The following is a 20,422-nucleotide window of genomic DNA, read 5'->3' on the forward strand; positions in this document are numbered from 1 at the left end:
AGATAGATTTTTATGTTTGAACTTAGTGATATTCATATTGTTCGTGATGGACGCGCTATTTTGTCTATTCCATCGCTGACATTACCCACAACAGAGTTGACTGTTGTACTAGGACATAATGGCTCCGGTAAATCGACTTTAGTTAATTTACTTGCAGGTCAATCAACGCCAGACCAAGGACGAGTCACGCTTGATGGAAAAAACCTTGCCCGTTATAACCAAAAAATGCTTGCTAGGCAACTCGCTTTTTTACCTCAAAAACTACCTGCATCTGCGGGTTTGTCTGTTCGTGAGTTAGTTCGTTTAGGCCGTTTTCCTTGGCGAGGCACTTTTGGCCGCTGGCATCATGATGACAATTCGATTGTCAACCAATCCATGGGCAAAGCGGGTGTTACTGCTTTTGCTGACACCCTTGCGGATAATTTATCCGGCGGTGAGCGCCAGCGTGCTTGGGTTGCCATGTTACTCGCGCAGCAATCCCCTGTATTGATTTTAGATGAGCCGACCTCGGCACTCGACATTCACCACCAATATCAATTGATGAATTTATTAAGTGAATTAAATAAAACACAGCACGTTGGGATCATCGTGATCTTGCATGACCTCAACCTTGCCTTACAGTATGCCTCCCATATTATCGCCTTGAAAAAAGGTGAAATAGCGTTTGAAGGTGAAGCAAGCATACTCAGTGATGAACAACGTCTTTCTGACCTATATGAAACACGCGTTAAACTTATAGACCACCCAGAGCCCTTAAATCACCGAAAAGTGGCGGTCATATGCGACTAATTCACGCCTCGTTTAACACTTTAATTATTGTAATTTCATTGCTATTTACTTCGTTTAGCTTTGCTGAGATCAGGATTAATGATGATAACGGCGCTCAAACATTTACCACAGTGCCGAAACGTGTCATCACACTTGATTGGGACTTATTGGAACAGGTTTTATCCCTTGATATCATCCCCATTGGCGCAACTGAGGTAGACAGTTACAACCAATGGGTAGTAGCGCCAATAGCGCCTAAAACAATACAGGAAGTGGGGACTCGTGCAGAGCCTAACCTTGAAAAAATCGCCTCGTTAAAGCCCGATGTAATCCTTGCCAGCAGTTCGCAACAAGATCTCATTCCTTTATTAGAGCAAATAGCACCAGTGGTTTATTTAACCAATTTTTCAGCACAAGATGATGCTGCCCTCGTCGCCATTCGCCATTTTAAAACCTTATCAATACTGTTCGGTAAAGAGTCGTTGGCAGAAACTAAATTGATGCAACTTGATAAACAATTTGCCCAGTTAAAAACCAAATTAGCGCAATATTATCCCGAAAATACTGAAGTTACAGTAATTCGATTTTCAACATTAACCTCGGTGTTCCTTCCGACTGAAAATGCGAGCTTAAATTATGTATTGCAGCGTTTAGGCTTGAAACCCGCGATAAGATTAGCGCCTCGTCCTTGGGGGATCACTCAACGACGAATTAATGAACTACACTCTATTAACGATGGTTATGTTTTATTTTTGCGTCCCTTTCCTGATGAAAAAAATTTAGTGAGTGCTCGCTTATGGCAAGCCATGCCATTTGTGCAAAATCATCATGTAAATGGGGTTGCACCTGCATGGAACTATGGCGGGGTATATTCATTACAGCGTATGGCACAAGCGATCACGGATAGCCTACTGGAGATTGCACCAGCGCCATGAAAATAAAAACACTCTTTCTTATTATCTTATTGCTGATGTTACTCGCAATTTGCAACCTTCAACTTGAGCAAGGACTTTCTCTTAATCAGCAAATTCAGTTAATTTTCACACCAGAAACCGCTCAGAGTTTTCCCGCTGTATTTTATTTGTATGGTCAACTTCCTCGCTTAGTCATCGCAATTTTAGTCGGTGCAACATTAGGCTTGGTCGGAAGTTTAATGCAACAACTGACTCAAAATAATTTAACGTCGCCTCTCACTTTAGGTACGTCTTCGGGTGCTTGGCTTGGTTTAGTGATCCTTTCTATTAGCTTTTCCGATTTAAGTGCAGATTTTGCACCACTCGTCGCGATGGCTGGCGGATTATTGGCTTTTATCTTTGTTATTTTGATCACTGGGCTACGTAATATGACGGGCTTACCGCTGATCGTTTCAGGAATGGTTGTCAATATTCTACTTGGGGCGATTGCAACCGCATTGATCACCTTAAATAGCCAGTTTGCTCAAAATATCTTTATGTGGGGCGCTGGCGATTTAACACAAGATGGCTGGTCAGTCGTCATCCAGCTATTACCGCAATTACTACCTGCGTTATTTATTATTGCTGCTGCTCCGCGCATTTTAACTGTATTACGCTTAGGTCATGAAGGCGCACAAGCAAGAGGCTTATCCGTCCTCCCCGTTTTTATTCTCTTTATGGTATTAGCGACTTGGTTAGTTGCCGCAGTAATAAGTAGTATTGGTATCATTGGCTTTATTGGCTTATTAGCTCCCAATATCGTCAGAGTTTTCGGCGCAAGAACAGCGTTGGGTGAATTACTCGCTAGTGCCTTACTTGGTGCACTACTTTTGCTCTTTGCCGATACCTTAGCCATTGCTCTTAGCCAATGGTTACATTCCGTTATTCCAACGGGTGTCATGGCAGCGGCTATCGGTGCACCAGCATTAATTGCCTTCAGCCGCCGCAGCTTTAAAGCGCAAGATCAACTCACCTTAGTATTAAAACCCATCATTCAACCTAAATGGCTATACCGCGCAGCAGCTATCACCATTATTATTTTATTGGTTGGTATGACGTTAATGACATTCCTACAACGCACTGAAACCTCATTTATTTGGCAATTACCTGAATCCTTTCAATGGGCGCTTCGTTGGCCTCGGCTATTAACTGCTTTAATGGCGGGGATTGCACTTGCCATTGCAGGTACTCTTTTACAACGGTTAATTTATAACCCATTGGCTAGCCCGGATATTCTGGGTGTGTCATCAGGGGCAACGGTCAGTTTAATCATGGTGAGCATGCTATTAGGTACGACTATCCAAACATCATTATGGGGAGTTGCTCTGCTTGGTAGCTTATTTGTTTTAGCCCTCTTATTACTATTAGGACGACGACACCAATTTGCCCCAGCGAGTTTAATTCTGATTGGTATTTCACTCACCGCATGCCTTGAAGCATTTGTTCAATTTTTTCTGGCACAAGGAACACTGAGTAATTATCGTATTTTACTGTGGCTTTCAGGTTCCACCTATCGAGTCAATAGCCAGCAATCTCGGTTATTCGCTACCGCGATTATAATATTGGTTATCCTAACCTTGTCACTTCACCGTTGGCTGACGCTACTCAGTATTGGACGCGCTTTTTCTCAAGCTCGCGGCCTACACGCTGGCCGTGCCACGATGTTATTACTCGGATTGGTCGCATTATTATGTGCTCTCGTCACAGCAACGGTAGGGCCTTTAGCCTTTATTGGCCTAGTCGCACCGCATATGGCCGCGCTTCTTGGCGCCCAGAAAGTAAAGTCGCAACTTATTTTTGGTGGCTTATTAGGCGCAACGTTGATGGTTTGGGCTGATGGGTTGGGACAAATGGTTATCTACCCTTCCCAAATTGCGGCGGGAACATTAGTCGCTATCCTTGGTGGAAGCTATTTCCTTATTCTCATGATGATTAATCGATTTAGATCGGCAAACTAAACTCAAAACGCCTTCTGGTATATGAAACAGAAGGCGTTATTTAATGCTTATTTTCAATTTAATTATTTTTCTTCATCACGTAGCGTTAAAACTTCATAACCCGCTTTAGTGACTAAAATTGTGTGCTCAGATTGCGCTGACAGTTTTTTGTCACGAGTGACCACTGTCCAGCCATCTTTTTTAGTTTTAATCTTCATGCCGCCTTGGTTGATCATAGGCTCGATCGTAAATGTCATCCCTTCTTTTAATTCGACACCTTTCCCTCGGACACCATAATGTAATACTTGAGGGTCTTCATGCATCTCACGGCCAATGCCATGACCACAATATTCACGAACCACGCTGTACCCATTAGACTCCGCGTAATGTTGAATAGCAGAACCAATATCGCCAAGCGTCGCTCCCGGCTTAACTTGTTTTATCCCTTCCCACATTGCGATATAAGTGTCTTTCACCAATTTCTTCGCTAAAGGAGAAGCCTCTGGCATCACATACATTTTGCTTGAATCAGCAATAAAACCATTTTTTTCCAATGTAATATCTACATTGATAATGTCTTTTGCTTTTAAAAATTCATCGGCTTTTGGCACACCATGGCAAACAACTTCATTAAGTGAAGTATTTAATACATATTGATAGCCATATTGCCCTTTACTTGCAGGACGTGCTTCGAGTTCATTAACAATATAACTTTCAACTTTATCGTTAATTTCCATAGTTGAAATACCAGGAAGTATTATTGAATCTAACATTTTAAAAACACGGGCTAATAATCGACCTGACTCCCGCATCAGTTCAATTTCGTCAGCGGTTTTGATTGTTATATTACTCATGAGTTCTCACTTTTTGTTCAATACGTTCTTTCTCAAGCATTTGATTGATTAACATAGTAAATGTCTTATCCGGGTTTAACTCCGCTTGCATCCCTATTTTTATCCAAAATTCAGCTTGCGAATTGATCGAACGTGACATAACTTGGCTTGCGTAGCGCAAATAATCATGCAGTTCATCTGAAATCTTTACTATTCCCAAAACATCCCCCAACATACAAAATGCATATAATCCATATATAGATCATATAACATTGGTATAATGATGGGTAGCCAAATGCGCCTGGATAGCACAAATCAATATTAACCTTCCTTTTAAGCCAAAATTAACTTTCTTAAGTTGAATACGCCGTCAAAGTATTTTTTATTTTAATGCGTTATCTTAAGGAGATAGTCAGCCTAATGGCTATCGATTTACGAGATATACCCTATAAATTTATCTGCATAGAAAATTCCATTACAGCATAAACTCAATAAATAAGAGCTGGAGAAATACATGTATAAAAAGATTTTAGTCCCCATTGATATTACAGAGAAAAGCTTAGCGAATTTAGTGTTATCCCATATTCAGTACCTTGCTGAATATGAAAAATCACACATTCATTTTCTTGCTGTTATTCCTACAGTACCTTTTTATACGACGATGGGATTTGGCTTCGCGGAAAAAGCCGATAGCGAACAAGAGAATGTGACGAAAAAGCTAACAGAAATTATTGAGGAATTTAAAATCCCTGAGGGTAAATATAGCGCTCAAGTAGTCATGGGAACGCCGCGGGATGAAATCTTACGGGTATCCGATGAAATCTCTGCAGACTTAATTGTAATTGGCTCAAGACGTCCAGGTATGGCGACCTATTTCTTAGGATCAACTGCATCAATGATTATCCAAAACTCCAAAATTTCAGTCCTAACCGTGCGTTGCCCTCAGTAAGCTATTAAATAAAGGGAATTCATCGCAATGAATTCCCTTTATTCTTAATAAGAAGCATAAAAAAGATTTTTCTTTGTTATTGTTTTAACTCGTAAATTACTGTAAAAACGCACTATTTTTAGTTACAAATACCCTTATTGCTGCTAATTTCTATCATTAAGCTATTCTCTATTTTCCATTCAAGGGATCTAATGAAAAAATATGTAATCGGTATTGGTATTGCCGTCATTGGCGTGTTAGCTGCGGTTCTTATCGCTGTTGTCATGCTATTTTCCAACATGAAAGAAAAAGTAACGTCTCTTGTTGATCAGGTCAAATCCGGGGAATATGTTGAATTAGTTAAACAAAATACCGAAAATTTAATTCCTGAATCATTAAAAAACTTACAGCCAATAGAAGATGGTAATAATCAATGTGAATATTTCTACCAAAAGGTAGATACCGCCATTGAATATTTAAAAGACAATCCTGATATTACTGGCGCTGAAATCTATGCTGACCAATTAACTTCATTAAAAAATACTATTGAAAAAACGCCTTCAATCGTTAGAGATACCGCCTGCGAAAAAGGAATATCGAGTTTAAATTATATTATTGAAACGATCGGACCCAATAAAGAATAAATTCCTTTACGATATTTTTTATTATTCAAATATCGAGCTAATTAAATAGCTCGATATCTAAGATATTAAAAATATTTAGGTATCACAGTAAAATTTATTATTCAGTTAAGGTTTCGGTTTGTACCAACCACTCGTAATGACCAATGATATTACGCTCGCTTAACCAACGGGATAACATATCCAGCATTAGCATCACACTCACTTCTTGTTTTTCTTTTTTGCTATGATTATTTGGTAAATATTGAACCCGCTGAGCATAACTATTATCAGGTGTAGAAAGTGCCAAAGCTAACTGACCATCATCTAAGCTACCAATAACCAAACCAATTTGTGCGTTTTGTTGTAGCGCAATAGTTTGTGCATATTTCATTAAGCTTTGCAGGTTTTGTTGAGGATTTTTTACAACAACTTCGCTGAAACACATCGGTACATCAGCTGCATCCAAAGTCCAACTCAAAAGGCCTGCGCTAAATTGCTCACTTACCACAACATTCAACTGCCTTTCTTTAAGATGTTGACTAACCGCATTGGCTAGCCCATCTGTACCTTCAAAAACCAGATTATCGCCCACACCCTGCTTAATAATTTGCCAATGTTGTTCCATTTTTTCGCGTAATGAAGCGGGTCCAGTCAATTTTAATTCAATAATCGGCATTGAAGAACGATAGCCCAGCACACATCCTTGAGGGTGAATTAGGTTATCAAATTGTTTTGCTAAGCTACTTTCACTGCGACCAAAACTGGTTAATCGTAAACAAACTGGCGGTTCCGGTAATGTATAGCGCTGTTGTATCCTAGGTATAATCTGTTGATTAATCATTACTTTAAATTCAGAAGGTACACCTGGTGTAAAAAATAAGGTGCAATCATTAATCACTACAGAAAAACCACAGGCAGTACCAACAGGGTTATCGATCAGCTCTGCATTTTCAGGGAGCAAAGCTTGTTTACGGTTGGTTTCAGGCATAATTCTACCGCGAGCAGTAAAATAACGTTCCATCACCTCAATCCACTCAGTATGTTCCACTAATGAAACACCCGACGCCATCGCCGCTGCTAACGCACTGAGGTCGTCACTTGTTGGTCCTAAACCACCGTTAACAATTAACACATCTGCATGACGACTACGTTCAAGAAAGATATCGACTAAATTGGTTAAATCATCACCAACCGTGGTTCGACAACTCAAAGGAAGCCCATGCTGAAAAAAACAATCCGCTAACCATGCTGCATTTGTGTCTACAATCTGTCCATGCAGCACTTCATCACCTGTACTTAGCATCTCAACAACTAACATCTCTTGGCTCCCTTGATTAAAATCACCGCTACTCTATAAATATACTCTTCATAAACTACCTTATTACTAATTCAACTAACATCAGTATTTAGAACTATTGCTGATGCAAACAATTCAACAATTTCTCTTATTGATCACTATTTTGTTCAGTCAGAAGTTATTTTGCTTCCTTCTATCAGTGCTCTTCTTGCTCAAAAATAAGAAATTTACTGTTATTCACCGATCTCCCCCGTTTCCCAGAAAGGAACAGCCAAATTAAAAAATATTCTATTAAAATTCAATTAAATACAAAAAATCTTACTGAGTACTCAACAATCACAAAATCATTTAAGTGACCAATTTAACACTATTGTAATAAGTCATTTACTTTACATACCAATTCATCTAAATATAGTCATTATAAGAAATGGAACACTGTTCCCGACAAAGGAACGATAAATATAACAAGACCACCATTTCATTTAGTTTTTTATGCTCGGGGGCATTATGAATAATCGACTACAATCAGCAGGATTTGTTTTATCTTTACTTAATCACTTTTCATTAAAAAAGCCTGTATGGGGAGTACGCGAATTAGCCCGTCATATTGATAAAGGCCCATCCGTTGTACAGCGAGGCTTCAATATTTTAGAAGAGCAGGGCTTTTTGCAAAAAAATAAAAATAAAGAATATTTATTAGGATTGCGCTGTATTGAGGTTGGACACCTCGCCAATAATACCCGTCAATTTTCACAATTAGCGACAGATTATCTGAGACCGCTAGTAGATAAAACGCATGAAACTCTATTTATATACCGCCGTTACGACGATATCGCAATTTGTAATTATATATTAGAGAGTGATCATTTTATTCGTTTTACCTCAACAGAAGGGGAAGCACTTGCACTCCATGAGGCGCCTTTTACGCAAGTTATTCTTGGTTCGATGGATACTCAATATATTAATAATTATCTTGAAAAGCATCATTTACAGGAAGATCAAATTTTAAAGAACCAACTACAGCACTATGCCGATGAAGGATACGCATATTCAAAAGAAGCCTATCTTGCTGGGACTCAAGGTCTTTCCGTGCCTATATTTTCATTTGAAAAAGGAGTTTTAGGTTCATTGTGTATTGCTGCATCAAGTCAAAGTAAAGATTTGATTGAATATTACCCATTATTAAAGTCTACAGCCAGCCAGTTATCCGCCATATTCTAATTATTGTTTATGGAAAAAATAAACCATTGGAAATATAAAATGGTTAATTATTAAAATATAAAGACAATAGGTAAACTCTATGAATGTATCTCCAGATAAAAATGATACAGAGGTACGTGTATCTATTTTTTCACCTGCACTTTTTATTGCAATCGTTATATTATCTTTTGTTGGTGCAATTATTGGAATTCAAATCATTGTTACCCTTGGAATATCTGCCAACACTTCAATTATTGGTGCAGTATTAGCAATTTTATTATCTCGTATTCCTATCTCTATTTTTTCTTCCTTTAAATTTATTGATGCCCAAAATTTAATTCAAACCAGTATTTCAGCAGCAACATTTGCGGCAGCCAATGGATTGATGATAGCCATTGGCGTACCTTGGGTCTTAGGCATGCCTGAGTTAATTTACCCAATGATGGCTGGTGCCTTTATGGCCATTATTATCGATGGAACTATTTTGTATGGTCTTTTTAATACTAAAGCCTATCCTGCCAGTGCTTCATGGCCAGCCGGTGTAGCTACTGCTGAAACATTATGGGCAGGTAATAAAGGTGGAAAACGGCTTGGATCTTTACTCGCAGGTTTCGCTGTTGGCGCAGCGGGAGCAGGTTTTGGTATTCCAATGGCATCTGCGGGTATTGCGTTGATTGGCAGTATCTTTGCATTATTTATGTTTGCTATTGGGTTATTAATTCGTGGCTTTTCTGAATCCGGTTTAATTAGCTATAACCTTTATGAACACTATGTTCCTCACGGTGTCATGATTGGTGCGGGTATCGTCGCACTCATTCAAATTGCTTTTATTGTTTTTCGCAAGAAAAAGGATGATGAACAACAAATTGAAGAAAGCGATGAATTAGCTCAAAGCAGTAGTCGAATTAAAAAAACATTAATTAAAGGGGCTATTTTTTATTTTCTCACCGCCCTCACCCTTACATTCATTAGCCAAGTATTTGTGACAATGACATTGCCACAGCTAATTGGTTTTTTAATCTTTGCCACACTCACAGCACTAGTTCAAGAAATGATTGTCGGTATGGCTGCAATGCATTCGGGCTGGTTTCCTGCCACTGCAGCAGCGCTTATCTCTTTGATGATAGGTGTTTTACTAGGATTTCCACCTGAAGCCTTAGCCGTCTTAGTGGGCTTTTGTGTGGCAACCGGACCCGCATTTGCAGATATGGGATTCGACCTTAAAACAGGTTTTATGATCCGAGGCTATGGCAAAAACCCAAGCGCAGAGATTTATGGGCGTAAACAACAATATTTTGCCGCTATTATTGGTTTTTTCTGTGCACTTATTGTTGTTGCCCTTACTTACGATTTTTATTTTCAACAAGATAAAATTGTTCCCGCCTCTCGTTTATACGCTGCAACCATCCAAGCAGGTAGTTCTTCTGAAGTCGCTATGATGCTTCTGCTTTGGGCTGTCCCTGGTGCAATTATTCAGCTTATTGGTGGTGCTAAGCATCAAATTGGCGTGTTGTTCTCCACTGGGCTAATGATTAACTACCCTATTGCAGGCTGGACTGTTCTGGTCGCTTTAGCTATTCGCATTATTATTGCGCGTTTCTTCAATGTCAGCTCTGACAAAATATCTACCTTTGCTGGTGGGTTGATTGCAGGAGATGCACTTTACTCTACGGCAAAAGCTTTTCTTCCAACGATAAAAGCAAAATTGATGTCACTTTTGGCTCGTTAATTTATACAGGAATTCCTAATGACTAATCTATGGCAGCAAATTTACCAAGATACTTTAGTTTCCCAACATTATGCCTATTTTGATACCGGTGCTGCCGCTCCGCCGCCGAAGCCGGTTATCGAGGCTGTTAATTCCTATTTATATCAAACTGCTGAGCAAGGAATTTATTTACCTAGTTTCCGAAAGGAAACTTACCAGCGCGTCGAATTATGCCGCAAAAAAATGGCGCAATTTATCGGAGCAAAGGAAACTGAAATTGCATTCACTAAAAATGGTACCGAAGCTATATGCTTAATCGCAAGAGGAATATCATGGCAATCAGGCGATGAAATTATTCTACCTGATACCGAAATGCTCAGTAATATTTCTATTTGGCGATTACTCGCCACCGAAAAAAATTTAAATATCATTACAGTAAAATCCGACAACCAAGGGGTTATATCGCCTGAAATAATAGAACAAGCAATAACGCTCAAAACAAAATTAATCAGCTTTGTTGCACTCTCTAATATTACAGGTGTCGTACAACCTGTTCAGGCTATTTGCGAAGTCGCTAAACGTCATGGCGTTCTCTCACACGTAAGTGCATCACAAGCCATTGGTATGTATGAAGTTAACGTTAAAAAATGGCAATGCGATTTTTTATCTTCTTGCGGCAGAAAAGGGCTAAGAGCCATTGAAGGTACAGGAATTTTATTTATTCGTGAGCTGTTAGTAACCTCACTCACGCCTATGTTAGTCGGTTGGTGGAATAGCAATATTGACTCGACATTCGGAAACGTTATTTTACCGAATACCGCCAAACGTTTTGAAGCCGGCTGCCCTAATATTCCAGCCATTATCAGTCTTGATGCCGCTATTGATTACGCCAATAACATTGGCATTTCTCAAATAGAATTACGTAACCGTCAACTGACTGAATATGCAATGAACCAACTGTTATCTATCCCTGATATTACTATTTATGGACCCAGTAATAGTCACCAGCGATTAGGCATTATTCCTTTCAATATTGATGGGGTTCCCTCCGATATCATCATGCAGGAATTAGAGACTCGAAATATCATTATTGAATCGGGACATTTTATGGCGACCGCTATTTTACAATTTTATCAAATTGAAAAAATGGCTCGCCTTTCATTGCATTATTTTAATCAAGAATCCGAAATTGATCGGTTAATTCATGGTATGAAAAATATTATTAAGGAGTATCAGAAATGACACAAGCATTATTAATGAGCAGCTCACGCATGGGAAGCCTTAATTATTTAGAACATGCCCACGAACAAATTCATCGTCTATTACAGCACAAAAAACAAGAAGTTTTATTTATCCCTTATGCCGCGGTTTCATTCAGCTTTGATGACTTTGAAAAAATTGTTCAACCCGTATTTGAGTTACTGGGCTATGGTCTTAAATCTATCCATCATTTTAGCGATCCTATTGCCGCAGTAAAACAAGCACAAGCAATCGCAGTTGGCGGAGGCAATACCTTTGCTTTATTAAAACGCCTTTATGATGCCCAATTGGTCGATTTAATCTCTCGCCGTGTTAAGCAAAATGAATTGCCTTACATGGGATGGAGCGCAGGCAGTAATATTGCAACGCCTAGCATAAGGACGACAAATGATATGCCTATCGTACAGCCAAAATCATTCAGTGCACTTAATCTTGTACCGTTTCAAATAAATCCACACTTTATTTCGGGAAAACCTGTTGGTCATAATGGTGAGAGCCGTGAAGAACGTCTAAATGAATTTTTAACAATAAATCCTAATGAAGAACTACTTGCATTATATGAAGGGAGTGCATTATTGATTGAAGATGATCAAGGAACCATTTTGGGTGACAAACATGCACTTTGGTTCAGAACACCGAACCAAATAGATGAAATCCAAGCTAACAAATCTTTTGCACTCAATATGATTAAAGGGGTTCAATAATGTCACTCAATTATGTCAACCAAGTTTATGAACTATTAGACACCCCTGATGTTAACGGACAAAAAATGGCTGAGCTACTGCGTTCAGTGAGCCCATCCAATGCCCAAATCATCTTAACTTCAGTAAATTATGAAAAACCTGAAGATACAAGCCAATTATGTGATTTTATTAAAATTATTATTCCTGGCACTGAAGGTAAGTTACAAGGAGGTCGCTATCCTACATTCGGCATTATCGGTCGTTTAGGCGCTCAGCAAGCTCAGCCAAACCGTATAGGGTTAGTCTCTGACGCAGATGGTTCCATTGTTGCCTTTGCCAGTGCGATGAAGCTACTTAACATGGCATCAAGTGGCCACCGGCTCAAAGGTGATGTAATTATCACAACGCATATTGCTACTCATGTTTCTATCACACCGCATGATCCAGTTGATTTTATGGGAATGCCGGTGTCATCCACCACCATGAATGAGTATGAAGTTGATGAACAGATGGATGCTATTTTATCGATTGATACCTCTAAAGGTAACAGCATTATTAAACATCGCGGAATTGCTATCTCCCCCACCGCCAAACAAGGTTATATTTTACGTGTCGCCCCTGATTTGGTTCGTTTATTAGAATATGCAACAGGTAATATGGCAAAAACATTCCCAATTACAACTCAAGATATTTCACCTTATGACAATGGCGTTTATCATTTTAATTCGATTATGCAACCTCACGTAGCCACTAAATCCCCTGTAGTAGGATTAGCAATTACTGCTCATGCGATTGTTCCCGGCTGCGAAACAGGTGCAAGTTATGAGAGCGAACTGGTTGATGCAACCCGTTTTACCGTAGAAGTTGCGAAACAATTTTGTTGGAATAAAATTAAATTTTATCAGCATGAAGAATATGACACTTTATTTAATTTATACGGTTCTTTGACTCAAATTCAAGGTAATTAATCTCTATGCCAAATCAAAGGGGCTATGTTTGCCCCTTTTGATATCTTTGAATTAACCACAGTAATTTTTATTAAAAACCAAAAAGATTGCCTGATTTTTTATCATAATCACTATTTTTAAAACCTTTTCTTTGCTCTGGAGTATAATCACGCACCCATCCGTTATCATCCGTATGTTTAAACGTCACACCAGTGCTACTATACTCTGGATACCAATCGACTTGAGTGTGTTTATTTTCTATTTCTTCAGTTGTTAAATTCAATTGACCATTTTCTTTCATTTCTATTTCAAAATTTGTTTTTACATTTTTTTTAGCTTGATTTGGCGGTGAATATTGTTTATTTGTTGATGTAATATAAAGAGTATCTCGTTTAGTCGGGTTAGAGCAACCGGATAAAAATACAAGTACAGTAATAATTAATGTGGGTTTCATTAGAATGTTCATCTCCTTAAAAGAAGAGAATACTATTCCATATATTCTATAATCTTATATATTGAAATATAATTCATTGATAATATGTTTAGATTGAATATCATTCAAATCTATTCCATTTTTTATTTAAAATGATAAACTCAAATAAAATCAATTAACTAGACAGCGCTCGAATCATAAAATATAAATACAGAATAATTAACAATCAGCATATCCATCGTTTGATTAATTTATAAATAAAGCGCTCGTCTACCTATATAGAAAAGCGTTTTATAATGAAAAAACTAACTCGCACCGCGACGATTTTTAGCATAAGTATCAAAGGCGACAGCTAAGATAATAATTGCGCCAGTAATAATTTGTTGATAATAAGCGGATACATTCATCAAAACGAGGCCATTAATTAAAATCCCCATAATAATAGAACCAATAATAGTCCCGCCAATCCGTCCATACCCCCCCATTAAAGAGGTTCCACCAATAACCACTGAGGCAATCACTCGTAGCTCAAATGTAAATCCCGCAACGGCTTCCGCGCTGCCTAAGCGAGCACTTAATATAAAACCGGCTAATCCGGCTAAACAGCCTATTGCCACATAAACACTCACCAAAACACGGTTAACATTTACCCCTGCAAGACGTGCCGCTTCTCGGTTGCTACCTACCGCATAAACAAAGCGTCCCCAACGGCTTTTATGTAATGCTAAAAAACCAATCACAGCAACAATAGCAAAAATCCAAATAGGGATAGAAATACCGAGCAATTCCCCTCTCCCCCACCAGCGATAACCGGCATCAAAACCCGAAATTGGTGCACCATCATTAATGACCAATGTCACACCACGCCAAATCGTCATTCCACCAAGCGTGACAATAAATGGAGGAATATTTAAGCGCGTTACGCCAAGCCCATGTAAGAAACCAATAAATGTGCCAACAGCCAAACAGATGACTAGCCCCACTAACCAGCTCATTCCACCCCATGCTTCAGGGTCAATACCAACAAGATTATCACCTTTAATCACAAATGCGGCGGTCATCGCACAAACAGCAAGTATCGAACCTACCGATAAATCAATCCCTGCGGTTAAAATAACCAAGGTCATACCCACTGCCATAATGCCGTAAATCGAAACTTCAGTAAGGATATTCGTAACATTGCGTTCTGAAAGAAAATTACTGTTCTGAGTTTGAAAAAATAAAATTAATAACACCATAAAAATCAACACACCAAAACGCTCAAAAAAGGCAATAAAGTCAATTTTTTTACGGCCAGCGGCCGTTGAAGATTGTTGCTGTAACATAAAATGTCTCCTATTCCGCCGCTGTCTCTTGCAAGCTATTATGACAAATAGCCATCATGGTCATTAATTTTTCTTCAGTTGCATCATCACCTCGAATTTCACCCGTTAAACGGCCTTCACTTATCGTGATAATACGGTCTGAAATCGCCATCACCTCAGGTAAATCAGAAGAAATAACGATCACTGCAACCCCTTTTTTTGCCATTTCAAAAATGACTTGATGTACCTCTGATTTAGTACCGACATCAATCCCCCTTGTCGGCTCATCAACAATTAATACCTTTGGATTCATCGCCATACAACGAGCTAAAATGACTTTTTGTTGATTTCCACCAGAAAGCTTGCGAACTTCTTGTTCACTATTTACCATTTTAATTTGTAATGCCTGCCGGTAACTTTCAATCAGCGTATTTTCTTTTTTGGTGTCCACCATCCATCCCATCTTAACCAGATTACCTAAACCTGATAATGAAAGGTTGTAACGTATCGAAAGTCCCAATGCTGCCCCTTCTTTTTTACGATCTTCGGGCACTAAGGCAATCCCTTTATCGAGCGCATCTATAGGCGTTGTGGGGAAATAAGGCTCACCTTCTAAGGTAAATACACCCGAGGTAAATTTGTCAGCACCAAATAAACAGCGCGCTATTTCAGTTCTACCGGCTCCCATTAAACCTGCTATTCCCAAAATTTCGCCCTCATGAACATCAAAATGAATGTCATGAAGTGCAATACCATGGGGATCAAGAGGTGGCTTCTTTTTATTCAATGCTTTGACTGATAAACGAATAGGTTTATCACGATGATAGGTTTCGCTATAAGGACGCCGCTCAAAAATCACATTGCGGCCAACCATCATTCGAATAATTTCTTGAACTGATGTTTCCGCTACATCCCCTGACCCGGTATAACGTCCATCTTGAAACACCGTAAATTTATCGCAGATTTGGAAAACTTCATGTAATCGGTGTGTCACATAAATAATGCTGACACCTCGATTTCTTAGCTCTCTGACAACTCGATGCAAACTTAACACTTCAATATCACTTAACGCAGCTGAAGGCTCATCCATCACAATTAATTTTGCATTAAGAGTCAAAGCTCGTGCAATTTCAATCATTTGTTGCTGAGCAACACTTAATCTCGCAACTTGCGTTGTGGGTGAAATAGATAATTGTAAATAGTCTAAAACGGCTTTTGCTTCTTGATTCATCACTCGCTCATTTACCATCCAATTCATTTTGAGCGCTTCGCGACCAAGAAACATATTTTCAGCCACTGTCATATTCGGAAGTAAATTAAATTCTTGATAAATAGTAATAATCCCTTTTTTTTGTCGAGTAATCGGGGAATCATCAGCCTTTAACATTTCACCATGAAACCAGATATCGCCACCTGTTTGAGGTTGAGCACCTGCTAGCGCTTTTAAAAATGTTGACTTACCTGCGCCATTTTCCCCTAGCAGCGCATGAACTTCACCAGGCATGACGGTCATTTGTGCATGGCTTAACGCCCAAATACCTGAAAAGCTTTTAGTTAAATTTGTAATTTTAAGCAGCGGTTCAGACATATAAACTCCTTTTCAGGAAAGCAGGGCTCAAAAGAGCCCTGAATATAATGATTAAACTATTTCAACTCACCAATACGTTCTGCTTGGTCAAGATTCGCTTTGCTAATCACTGCTGGCGGGTAATCTGCTCCCGTAATTTCTTTTTTATTACGAATATTATCGACTAATTGTCCCATTGCCGTTTTCACAGCATAGCCCGCACGTTGGTCGGCAGTCACCGCTAACCAACCATCTTGAATGCGACTTAATGCTTCAGGACTCGCGTCGAAACCAGTGACCAAAATTTCACCCGGCTTCAAACCTTGAGCTTTCAAAGCTTCGATTGCGCCTAATGCCATATCATCATTTGCAGATAAGATAACATCGGGTTTTTTCGGCAAAGATGGCAGCAAACTTTCAACAATTCGCATCCCTTCAGCACGCATCCAGTTACCATTTTGGTCTGCAACCAAACGGTATTTACTACCACCTTCTTTCAGGCTATCTCGGATACCTTTTGTACGTTCAATATTTGAAGAGGAGCCCGGCTGCCCGGTAATCAAAATCAAGTCAGCTCCTTCTGGGAATTGTTGTTTTACATATTCCGCAATTGCATATCCACCTTTGTAGTTATTAGCGCCAAAATGTGGAACTGTTTTTTGTGCATTTATGGTTCTATCGAGGGTAACTACGGGTAGCCCTGCATTTTGTATTTCAGCCACCGCATCCGCCACCGCATTCACGTCATTTGGTGAAACAATAAAACCTTGTGCACCGCGTGTAATCGCATTTTCAATATCCGCGACTTGCTTTGGAGAACTTCCTTGCCCATCTAGTACTTGTATTTGAACGTTCTGCTCTTTTGCTGTTTTCACCGCAGATTTCTGCATATGAACTTCAAATGGTGTAGATAGCGTTGGTAAACTAAATACGATTTGCTCTTCGTTTGCCATCATCGGATTAGAAAAACCCAGTACAGCAACCAGCGCGGTCAATCTCACTATCTTTTTCATTTCGCCCCTTCCCACTGATTATGAATGCATGTTGTGTGTTAACTCCGTCAACATGATTAACATGTCGATAACATACATATACATTAATGAAATATATATTCCATATTTTTTTATATGAAAATTTTGTTTTTGTTGCATGGTTAACGAAATTTAATCAACCAAGAAGTATTAGCGCAATGAAGATCACACTCTGCCTTGAGTTATCTTGGATAATCAGTGGAAAATTGAGCGGCACCTGAAATGATATGAAACTATCCTAATGATAATTAAGAAATATTTATTTCATTTTAAATGAAATATCAAACTCTAATATGGCTATAAAGGATTAAGACACAAATCTATTAGCGACCTTACTCCTTTTCTGAATATAAATTAAGAATGTTCTCACAACATCCCTTTTCATAAACGCTATAGTCATTGATAGGTATTTGAATAATTTATTATTTTCACTATCCAAAACCTAAATTTACAGCAATCAATAGGATCGTTATGTTAAAAATGAATTTCTTAAAATCAACATTACTTTTATCACTGGTCTTGGTTACTTCGGGGTGTCAGATGCTCACAGCATCGAATACTGACTCCGATTTTGAATCTTTAAAGCAATTAAAAGGTGTTGAATTTCCCTCCACACATGCACCTAAAGAGGCACCTGAAGGTCTCTTTGAAACAAACTATGATAATGGCAAGCCTGAACTAAAAACTTGGATCCATAATGGATGCCTAGACCGTTATATGAAAACATATTATGAAAACGGTAATATGGAATCAGATGTACAACTTAAAAACTGTAAAGTGAATGGATTTGTGCGTAATTATAATGAAAATGGTCGACTCGATATCGAAATGAACGCGATAGAAGGCAAATTATCAGGTCCATTTAAGACTTACTACGATACACCTCGCAATAATGTCCATATCACAGGAACATTTAAAAATGGTGACCTTGAAGGTACATTAACTGAATTTGATGAAAGTGGAAAAGTGATCACGAAAGCGCATATTCGCGATGGTGAAATCTACGTGGAGCAATAATTTAATTTATTCATTTTTCAAATAAAAAACCCGCTCTAAAAGCGGGTTTTTTCATCGTAAACAGATATCATTTACTATAATTAATCAGCTTAAACTAATTCGATAACTTCGAATTTAGCCTCACCACTTAAATCTGCATCATAATCAACGCCTTGTAAGCCGAAGCCGAATAAACGTAAGAATTCTGCTTTATAGCCTTGATAATCAGTCAGTTCATTGATGTTTTTATCGTTGATTTGCTTCCAAATTTCACGACACGTATTTTGTACATCATCACGTAATTCCCAATCATCAAGACGCAAACGATGCTGATCATCCGTGCTAGGAACTTCACCACTGAATAATTTAGTTTCGAATAAACGTTGGATCTGTTGAATACAGCCTTCGTGGATCCCCTGCTCTTTCATGATTTTAAACACAATAGAGATATACAAAGGCATCACTGGAATTGCGGAAGAGGCCTGAGTAACCACGGATTTCAGTACAGCAACGTAAGCTGAGCCACCTTTTGCCTTCAATTTGTCATTGATGGCATTAGCTGCGCGGTCAAGGTCTTCTTTCGCTTTACCTAATGTCCCGTGCCAATAAATTGGCCAAGTCAAATCTGTGCCGATATATGAATAAGCCACTGATTGCGCGTTATCTGCAAGAACACCTGCTTCATCTAACGCATTCATCCACAGTTCCCAATCTTGGCCACCCATAACTTTAATGGTATCCGCAATTTCTTGCTCATTTGCGGGCTCAACAACCGCTTCAACCAATACGTCTTTATTGGTATCCAACGCAACCGATTTATACGGTTCACCAATAGGTTTGAGTGCTGAACGTACTACTTCACCGGTTTCTGGCATTTTACGTACAGGAGAGGCCAGTGAATAAATCACTAAATCTATTTGGCCTAGATCTTGTTTAATTAAATCAATAACGGTTTGACGGCATTCGTTAGAAAAAGCATCACCATTGATACTTTTCGCGTATAAGCCTTCTTCTTTAGCTGCCTTGTCAAAACCAGCAGAGTTATACCAACCCGCTGAGCCGGTTTTTCCTTCGCTACCTGGCTTTTCAAAAAATACGCCGATAGTCGCCGCACCGCTGCCAAATGCAGCATTGATACGAGAAGCTAGCCCGTAACCGGTGGATGCACCAATAACCAGCACTTTTTTAGGGCCGTTTTTCAATTCACCACGAGATTTCACATAAGCGATTTGCTCACGAACATTGGCTTCACAGCCTGCTGGGTGAGCTGTAGTGCAGATAAAACCACGAATTTTAGGTTTGATAATCATAGTCATTTTTTTCTTGGTAGCTAAAAATCAGGCTCTAATATACCTGATATTCTCTATTTACTTAAGACAGTGTGGAAATAAACACGGTGAACAGACCAGTTATTTGCTCTATTTCTCATTTTTATTTATTTTAAGTCCTTTAATGCTTCAATAACACTTTGTAAAGACGCTAATTCACGTTCAAGCTCACTCGATTTTCTTTGTGGATAATAATCATATAATTTTGTTGCACCTGAACGACTGTCATAACAGTTATATCTTGTCTCGTGTATTTTCTTCTTTAATTTGGAAACCTTATGCTTATTACCATGATCCATCGCTCGATAAAGCTGTGCTTCTAGTTTATCAATCTTTCTGTCACAGCTATGATATTTTGAACCTGCTTGTGATGATAATGGCACTAACATAACCACTAACGCTAGCAATAGCGCCTTTCCCATAAGATCCTCCTGATAGATTCATACAAATTAACTAGTTGTATTAATTAGTTATAATCCATCATCTATAAAGGGTCATACCAGTAGATTTATCTTAGTTAATCACTTATAGCAATTTATGCATATCTACTCTAAATAATTAAAGTTACAGCTAGGCGGCAAGTGAACGCTATCCCAAGTAGCATACATAAGTAGGTGACTTGGGGT

20 protein-coding genes are annotated in these 20,422 nt (G+C 38.8%); 11 read left to right on the forward strand and 9 right to left on the reverse strand.

Annotation, left to right across the window (positions count from 1 at the left end; genetic code table 11):
- Positions 1-12: 12 nt before the first annotated feature.
- The 3 genes from M998_RS03060 to fhuB are packed head-to-tail and all read left to right on the forward strand — an operon-like array spanning position 13 to position 3,679.
- Positions 13-789, forward strand: coding sequence for an ABC transporter ATP-binding protein (locus M998_RS03060; protein ID WP_068442917.1), 777 nt, complete (start codon positions 13-15; stop codon positions 787-789).
- Positions 780-1,703, forward strand: a complete 924-nt coding sequence (locus M998_RS03065; protein WP_082912989.1) for an iron-siderophore ABC transporter substrate-binding protein — start codon at positions 780-782, stop codon at positions 1,701-1,703. Before M998_RS03060 ends, M998_RS03065 begins: the two co-directional genes overlap by 10 nt.
- Positions 1,700-3,679, forward strand: a complete 1,980-nt coding sequence (fhuB, locus tag M998_RS03070; RefSeq protein ID WP_068907448.1) for a Fe(3+)-hydroxamate ABC transporter permease FhuB — start codon at positions 1,700-1,702, stop codon at positions 3,677-3,679. The genes M998_RS03065 and fhuB overlap by 4 nt, the downstream gene beginning before the upstream one ends.
- 62 nt (positions 3,680-3,741) lie before the next feature.
- Here the strand turns inward: fhuB and map are convergent, their stop codons facing one another.
- Both map and M998_RS03080 read right to left on the reverse strand, forming a co-directional pair.
- Positions 3,742-4,512 carry a type I methionyl aminopeptidase gene (gene map, locus M998_RS03075; protein ID WP_068907450.1) on the reverse strand — a complete coding sequence of 257 codons (771 nt, stop codon included), beginning with the start codon at positions 4,510-4,512 and terminating at the stop codon, positions 3,742-3,744.
- On the reverse strand, positions 4,505-4,711 hold the full coding sequence (locus tag M998_RS03080) for a ParD-like family protein (RefSeq protein ID WP_068446447.1): 207 nt from the start codon (positions 4,709-4,711) through the stop codon (positions 4,505-4,507). Before M998_RS03080 ends, map begins: the two co-directional genes overlap by 8 nt.
- A gap of 294 nt (positions 4,712-5,005) precedes the next feature.
- Between M998_RS03080 and M998_RS03085 the strand changes: the two genes are divergently transcribed.
- Both M998_RS03085 and M998_RS03090 read left to right on the forward strand, forming a co-directional pair.
- Positions 5,006-5,440 carry a universal stress protein gene (locus tag M998_RS03085; RefSeq protein ID WP_068442908.1) on the forward strand — a complete coding sequence of 145 codons (435 nt, stop codon included), beginning with the start codon at positions 5,006-5,008 and terminating at the stop codon, positions 5,438-5,440.
- A gap of 191 nt (positions 5,441-5,631) precedes the next feature.
- Positions 5,632-6,063, forward strand: coding sequence for a DUF5339 family protein (locus M998_RS03090; protein ID WP_068442905.1), 432 nt, complete (start codon positions 5,632-5,634; stop codon positions 6,061-6,063).
- Positions 6,064-6,160: 97 nt separating this feature from the next.
- Here the strand turns inward: M998_RS03090 and M998_RS03095 are convergent, their stop codons facing one another.
- Positions 6,161-7,360: a nicotinamide mononucleotide deamidase-related protein YfaY gene (locus tag M998_RS03095; protein WP_068907452.1), complete on the reverse strand. Its 1,200-nt coding sequence runs from the start codon at positions 7,358-7,360 to the stop codon at positions 6,161-6,163.
- A gap of 486 nt (positions 7,361-7,846) precedes the next feature.
- On the opposite strand from M998_RS03095, the gene M998_RS03100 reads away from it, so the two are divergent.
- From M998_RS03100 to M998_RS03120, 5 genes are all read left to right on the forward strand, one after another.
- Positions 7,847-8,560 carry an IclR family transcriptional regulator gene (locus tag M998_RS03100; protein WP_068442899.1) on the forward strand — a complete coding sequence of 238 codons (714 nt, stop codon included), beginning with the start codon at positions 7,847-7,849 and terminating at the stop codon, positions 8,558-8,560.
- Between the two features lie 79 nt (positions 8,561-8,639).
- Positions 8,640-10,268: an OPT/YSL family transporter gene (locus tag M998_RS03105; RefSeq protein WP_068442896.1), complete on the forward strand. Its 1,629-nt coding sequence runs from the start codon at positions 8,640-8,642 to the stop codon at positions 10,266-10,268.
- Positions 10,269-10,286: 18 nt separating this feature from the next.
- Entirely contained in the window at positions 10,287-11,489 is a 1,203-nt protein-coding gene (locus tag M998_RS03110; RefSeq protein ID WP_068907454.1) for an aminotransferase class V-fold PLP-dependent enzyme, read from the forward strand.
- A complete protein-coding gene (gene pepE / locus M998_RS03115; protein ID WP_068907455.1) occupies positions 11,486-12,211 on the forward strand; it encodes a dipeptidase PepE in 726 nt (241 codons plus the stop codon). Before M998_RS03110 ends, pepE begins: the two co-directional genes overlap by 4 nt.
- Positions 12,211-13,158, forward strand: coding sequence for a DUF1177 domain-containing protein (locus M998_RS03120; protein ID WP_068907457.1), 948 nt, complete (start codon positions 12,211-12,213; stop codon positions 13,156-13,158). Before pepE ends, M998_RS03120 begins: the two co-directional genes overlap by 1 nt.
- Before the next feature lie 70 nt (positions 13,159-13,228).
- Here M998_RS03120 and M998_RS03125 read toward each other — a convergent pair whose 3' ends face one another.
- The 4 genes from M998_RS03125 to M998_RS03140 all read right to left on the reverse strand — a co-directional run bounded on the left by M998_RS03125 (position 13,229) and on the right by M998_RS03140 (position 17,454).
- On the reverse strand, positions 13,229-13,591 hold the full coding sequence (locus M998_RS03125; RefSeq protein ID WP_068907459.1) for a hypothetical protein: 363 nt from the start codon (positions 13,589-13,591) through the stop codon (positions 13,229-13,231).
- A 284-nt stretch (positions 13,592-13,875) separates the two neighbouring features.
- Positions 13,876-14,895 carry an ABC transporter permease gene (locus M998_RS03130; protein WP_068442881.1) on the reverse strand — a complete coding sequence of 340 codons (1,020 nt, stop codon included), beginning with the start codon at positions 14,893-14,895 and terminating at the stop codon, positions 13,876-13,878.
- Between the two features lie 10 nt (positions 14,896-14,905).
- On the reverse strand, positions 14,906-16,462 hold the full coding sequence (locus M998_RS03135; protein ID WP_068907461.1) for a sugar ABC transporter ATP-binding protein: 1,557 nt from the start codon (positions 16,460-16,462) through the stop codon (positions 14,906-14,908).
- A gap of 56 nt (positions 16,463-16,518) precedes the next feature.
- Complete coding sequence (locus M998_RS03140; RefSeq protein WP_068907463.1) at positions 16,519-17,454, reverse strand: substrate-binding domain-containing protein; 936 nt, start codon at positions 17,452-17,454, stop codon at positions 16,519-16,521.
- 489 nt (positions 17,455-17,943) lie between these two features.
- Between M998_RS03140 and M998_RS03145 the strand changes: the two genes are divergently transcribed.
- Entirely contained in the window at positions 17,944-18,489 is a 546-nt protein-coding gene (locus M998_RS03145) for a toxin-antitoxin system YwqK family antitoxin (protein ID WP_068907465.1), read from the forward strand.
- Between the two features lie 89 nt (positions 18,490-18,578).
- Here M998_RS03145 and fabV read toward each other — a convergent pair whose 3' ends face one another.
- Positions 18,579-19,778, reverse strand: coding sequence for an enoyl-ACP reductase FabV (gene fabV / locus M998_RS03150; RefSeq protein WP_068907475.1), 1,200 nt, complete (start codon positions 19,776-19,778; stop codon positions 18,579-18,581).
- Positions 19,779-19,903: 125 nt separating this feature from the next.
- Positions 19,904-20,218 (reverse strand): DUF1090 family protein, encoded by a 315-nt coding sequence (locus M998_RS03155; protein WP_068907467.1) that lies wholly within the window; start codon positions 20,216-20,218, stop codon positions 19,904-19,906.
- Between the last annotated feature and the right edge of the window lie 204 nt (positions 20,219-20,422).

It is taken from the genome of Providencia heimbachae ATCC 35613, assembly GCF_001655055.1.
GTDB classification, from domain to species: domain Bacteria; phylum Pseudomonadota; class Gammaproteobacteria; order Enterobacterales; family Enterobacteriaceae; genus Providencia; species Providencia heimbachae.

Bases quoted from the DNA above. Each gene is read 5' to 3' on its own strand.
- M998_RS03060 (WP_068442917.1), top strand. From the start codon at position 13: ATGTTTGAACTTAGTGATATTCATATTGTTCGTGATGGACGCGCTATT.
- M998_RS03065 (WP_082912989.1), top strand. From the start codon at position 780: ATGCGACTAATTCACGCCTCGTTTAACACTTTAATTATTGTAATTTCA.
- fhuB (WP_068907448.1), top strand. From the start codon at position 1,700: ATGAAAATAAAAACACTCTTTCTTATTATCTTATTGCTGATGTTACTC.
- map (WP_068907450.1), bottom strand. From the start codon at position 4,512: ATGAGTAATATAACAATCAAAACCGCTGACGAAATTGAACTGATGCGG.
- M998_RS03085 (WP_068442908.1), top strand. From the start codon at position 5,006: ATGTATAAAAAGATTTTAGTCCCCATTGATATTACAGAGAAAAGCTTA.
- M998_RS03090 (WP_068442905.1), top strand. From the start codon at position 5,632: ATGAAAAAATATGTAATCGGTATTGGTATTGCCGTCATTGGCGTGTTA.
- M998_RS03095 (WP_068907452.1), bottom strand. From the start codon at position 7,360: ATGTTAGTTGTTGAGATGCTAAGTACAGGTGATGAAGTGCTGCATGGA.
- M998_RS03100 (WP_068442899.1), top strand. From the start codon at position 7,847: ATGAATAATCGACTACAATCAGCAGGATTTGTTTTATCTTTACTTAAT.
- M998_RS03105 (WP_068442896.1), top strand. From the start codon at position 8,640: ATGAATGTATCTCCAGATAAAAATGATACAGAGGTACGTGTATCTATT.
- M998_RS03110 (WP_068907454.1), top strand. From the start codon at position 10,287: ATGACTAATCTATGGCAGCAAATTTACCAAGATACTTTAGTTTCCCAA.
- pepE (WP_068907455.1), top strand. From the start codon at position 11,486: ATGACACAAGCATTATTAATGAGCAGCTCACGCATGGGAAGCCTTAAT.
- M998_RS03120 (WP_068907457.1), top strand. From the start codon at position 12,211: ATGTCACTCAATTATGTCAACCAAGTTTATGAACTATTAGACACCCCT.
- M998_RS03125 (WP_068907459.1), bottom strand. From the start codon at position 13,591: ATGAAACCCACATTAATTATTACTGTACTTGTATTTTTATCCGGTTGC.
- M998_RS03130 (WP_068442881.1), bottom strand. From the start codon at position 14,895: ATGTTACAGCAACAATCTTCAACGGCCGCTGGCCGTAAAAAAATTGAC.
- M998_RS03135 (WP_068907461.1), bottom strand. From the start codon at position 16,462: ATGTCTGAACCGCTGCTTAAAATTACAAATTTAACTAAAAGCTTTTCA.
- M998_RS03140 (WP_068907463.1), bottom strand. From the start codon at position 17,454: ATGAAAAAGATAGTGAGATTGACCGCGCTGGTTGCTGTACTGGGTTTT.
- M998_RS03145 (WP_068907465.1), top strand. From the start codon at position 17,944: ATGTTAAAAATGAATTTCTTAAAATCAACATTACTTTTATCACTGGTC.
- fabV (WP_068907475.1), bottom strand. From the start codon at position 19,778: ATGATTATCAAACCTAAAATTCGTGGTTTTATCTGCACTACAGCTCAC.
- M998_RS03155 (WP_068907467.1), bottom strand. From the start codon at position 20,218: ATGGGAAAGGCGCTATTGCTAGCGTTAGTGGTTATGTTAGTGCCATTA.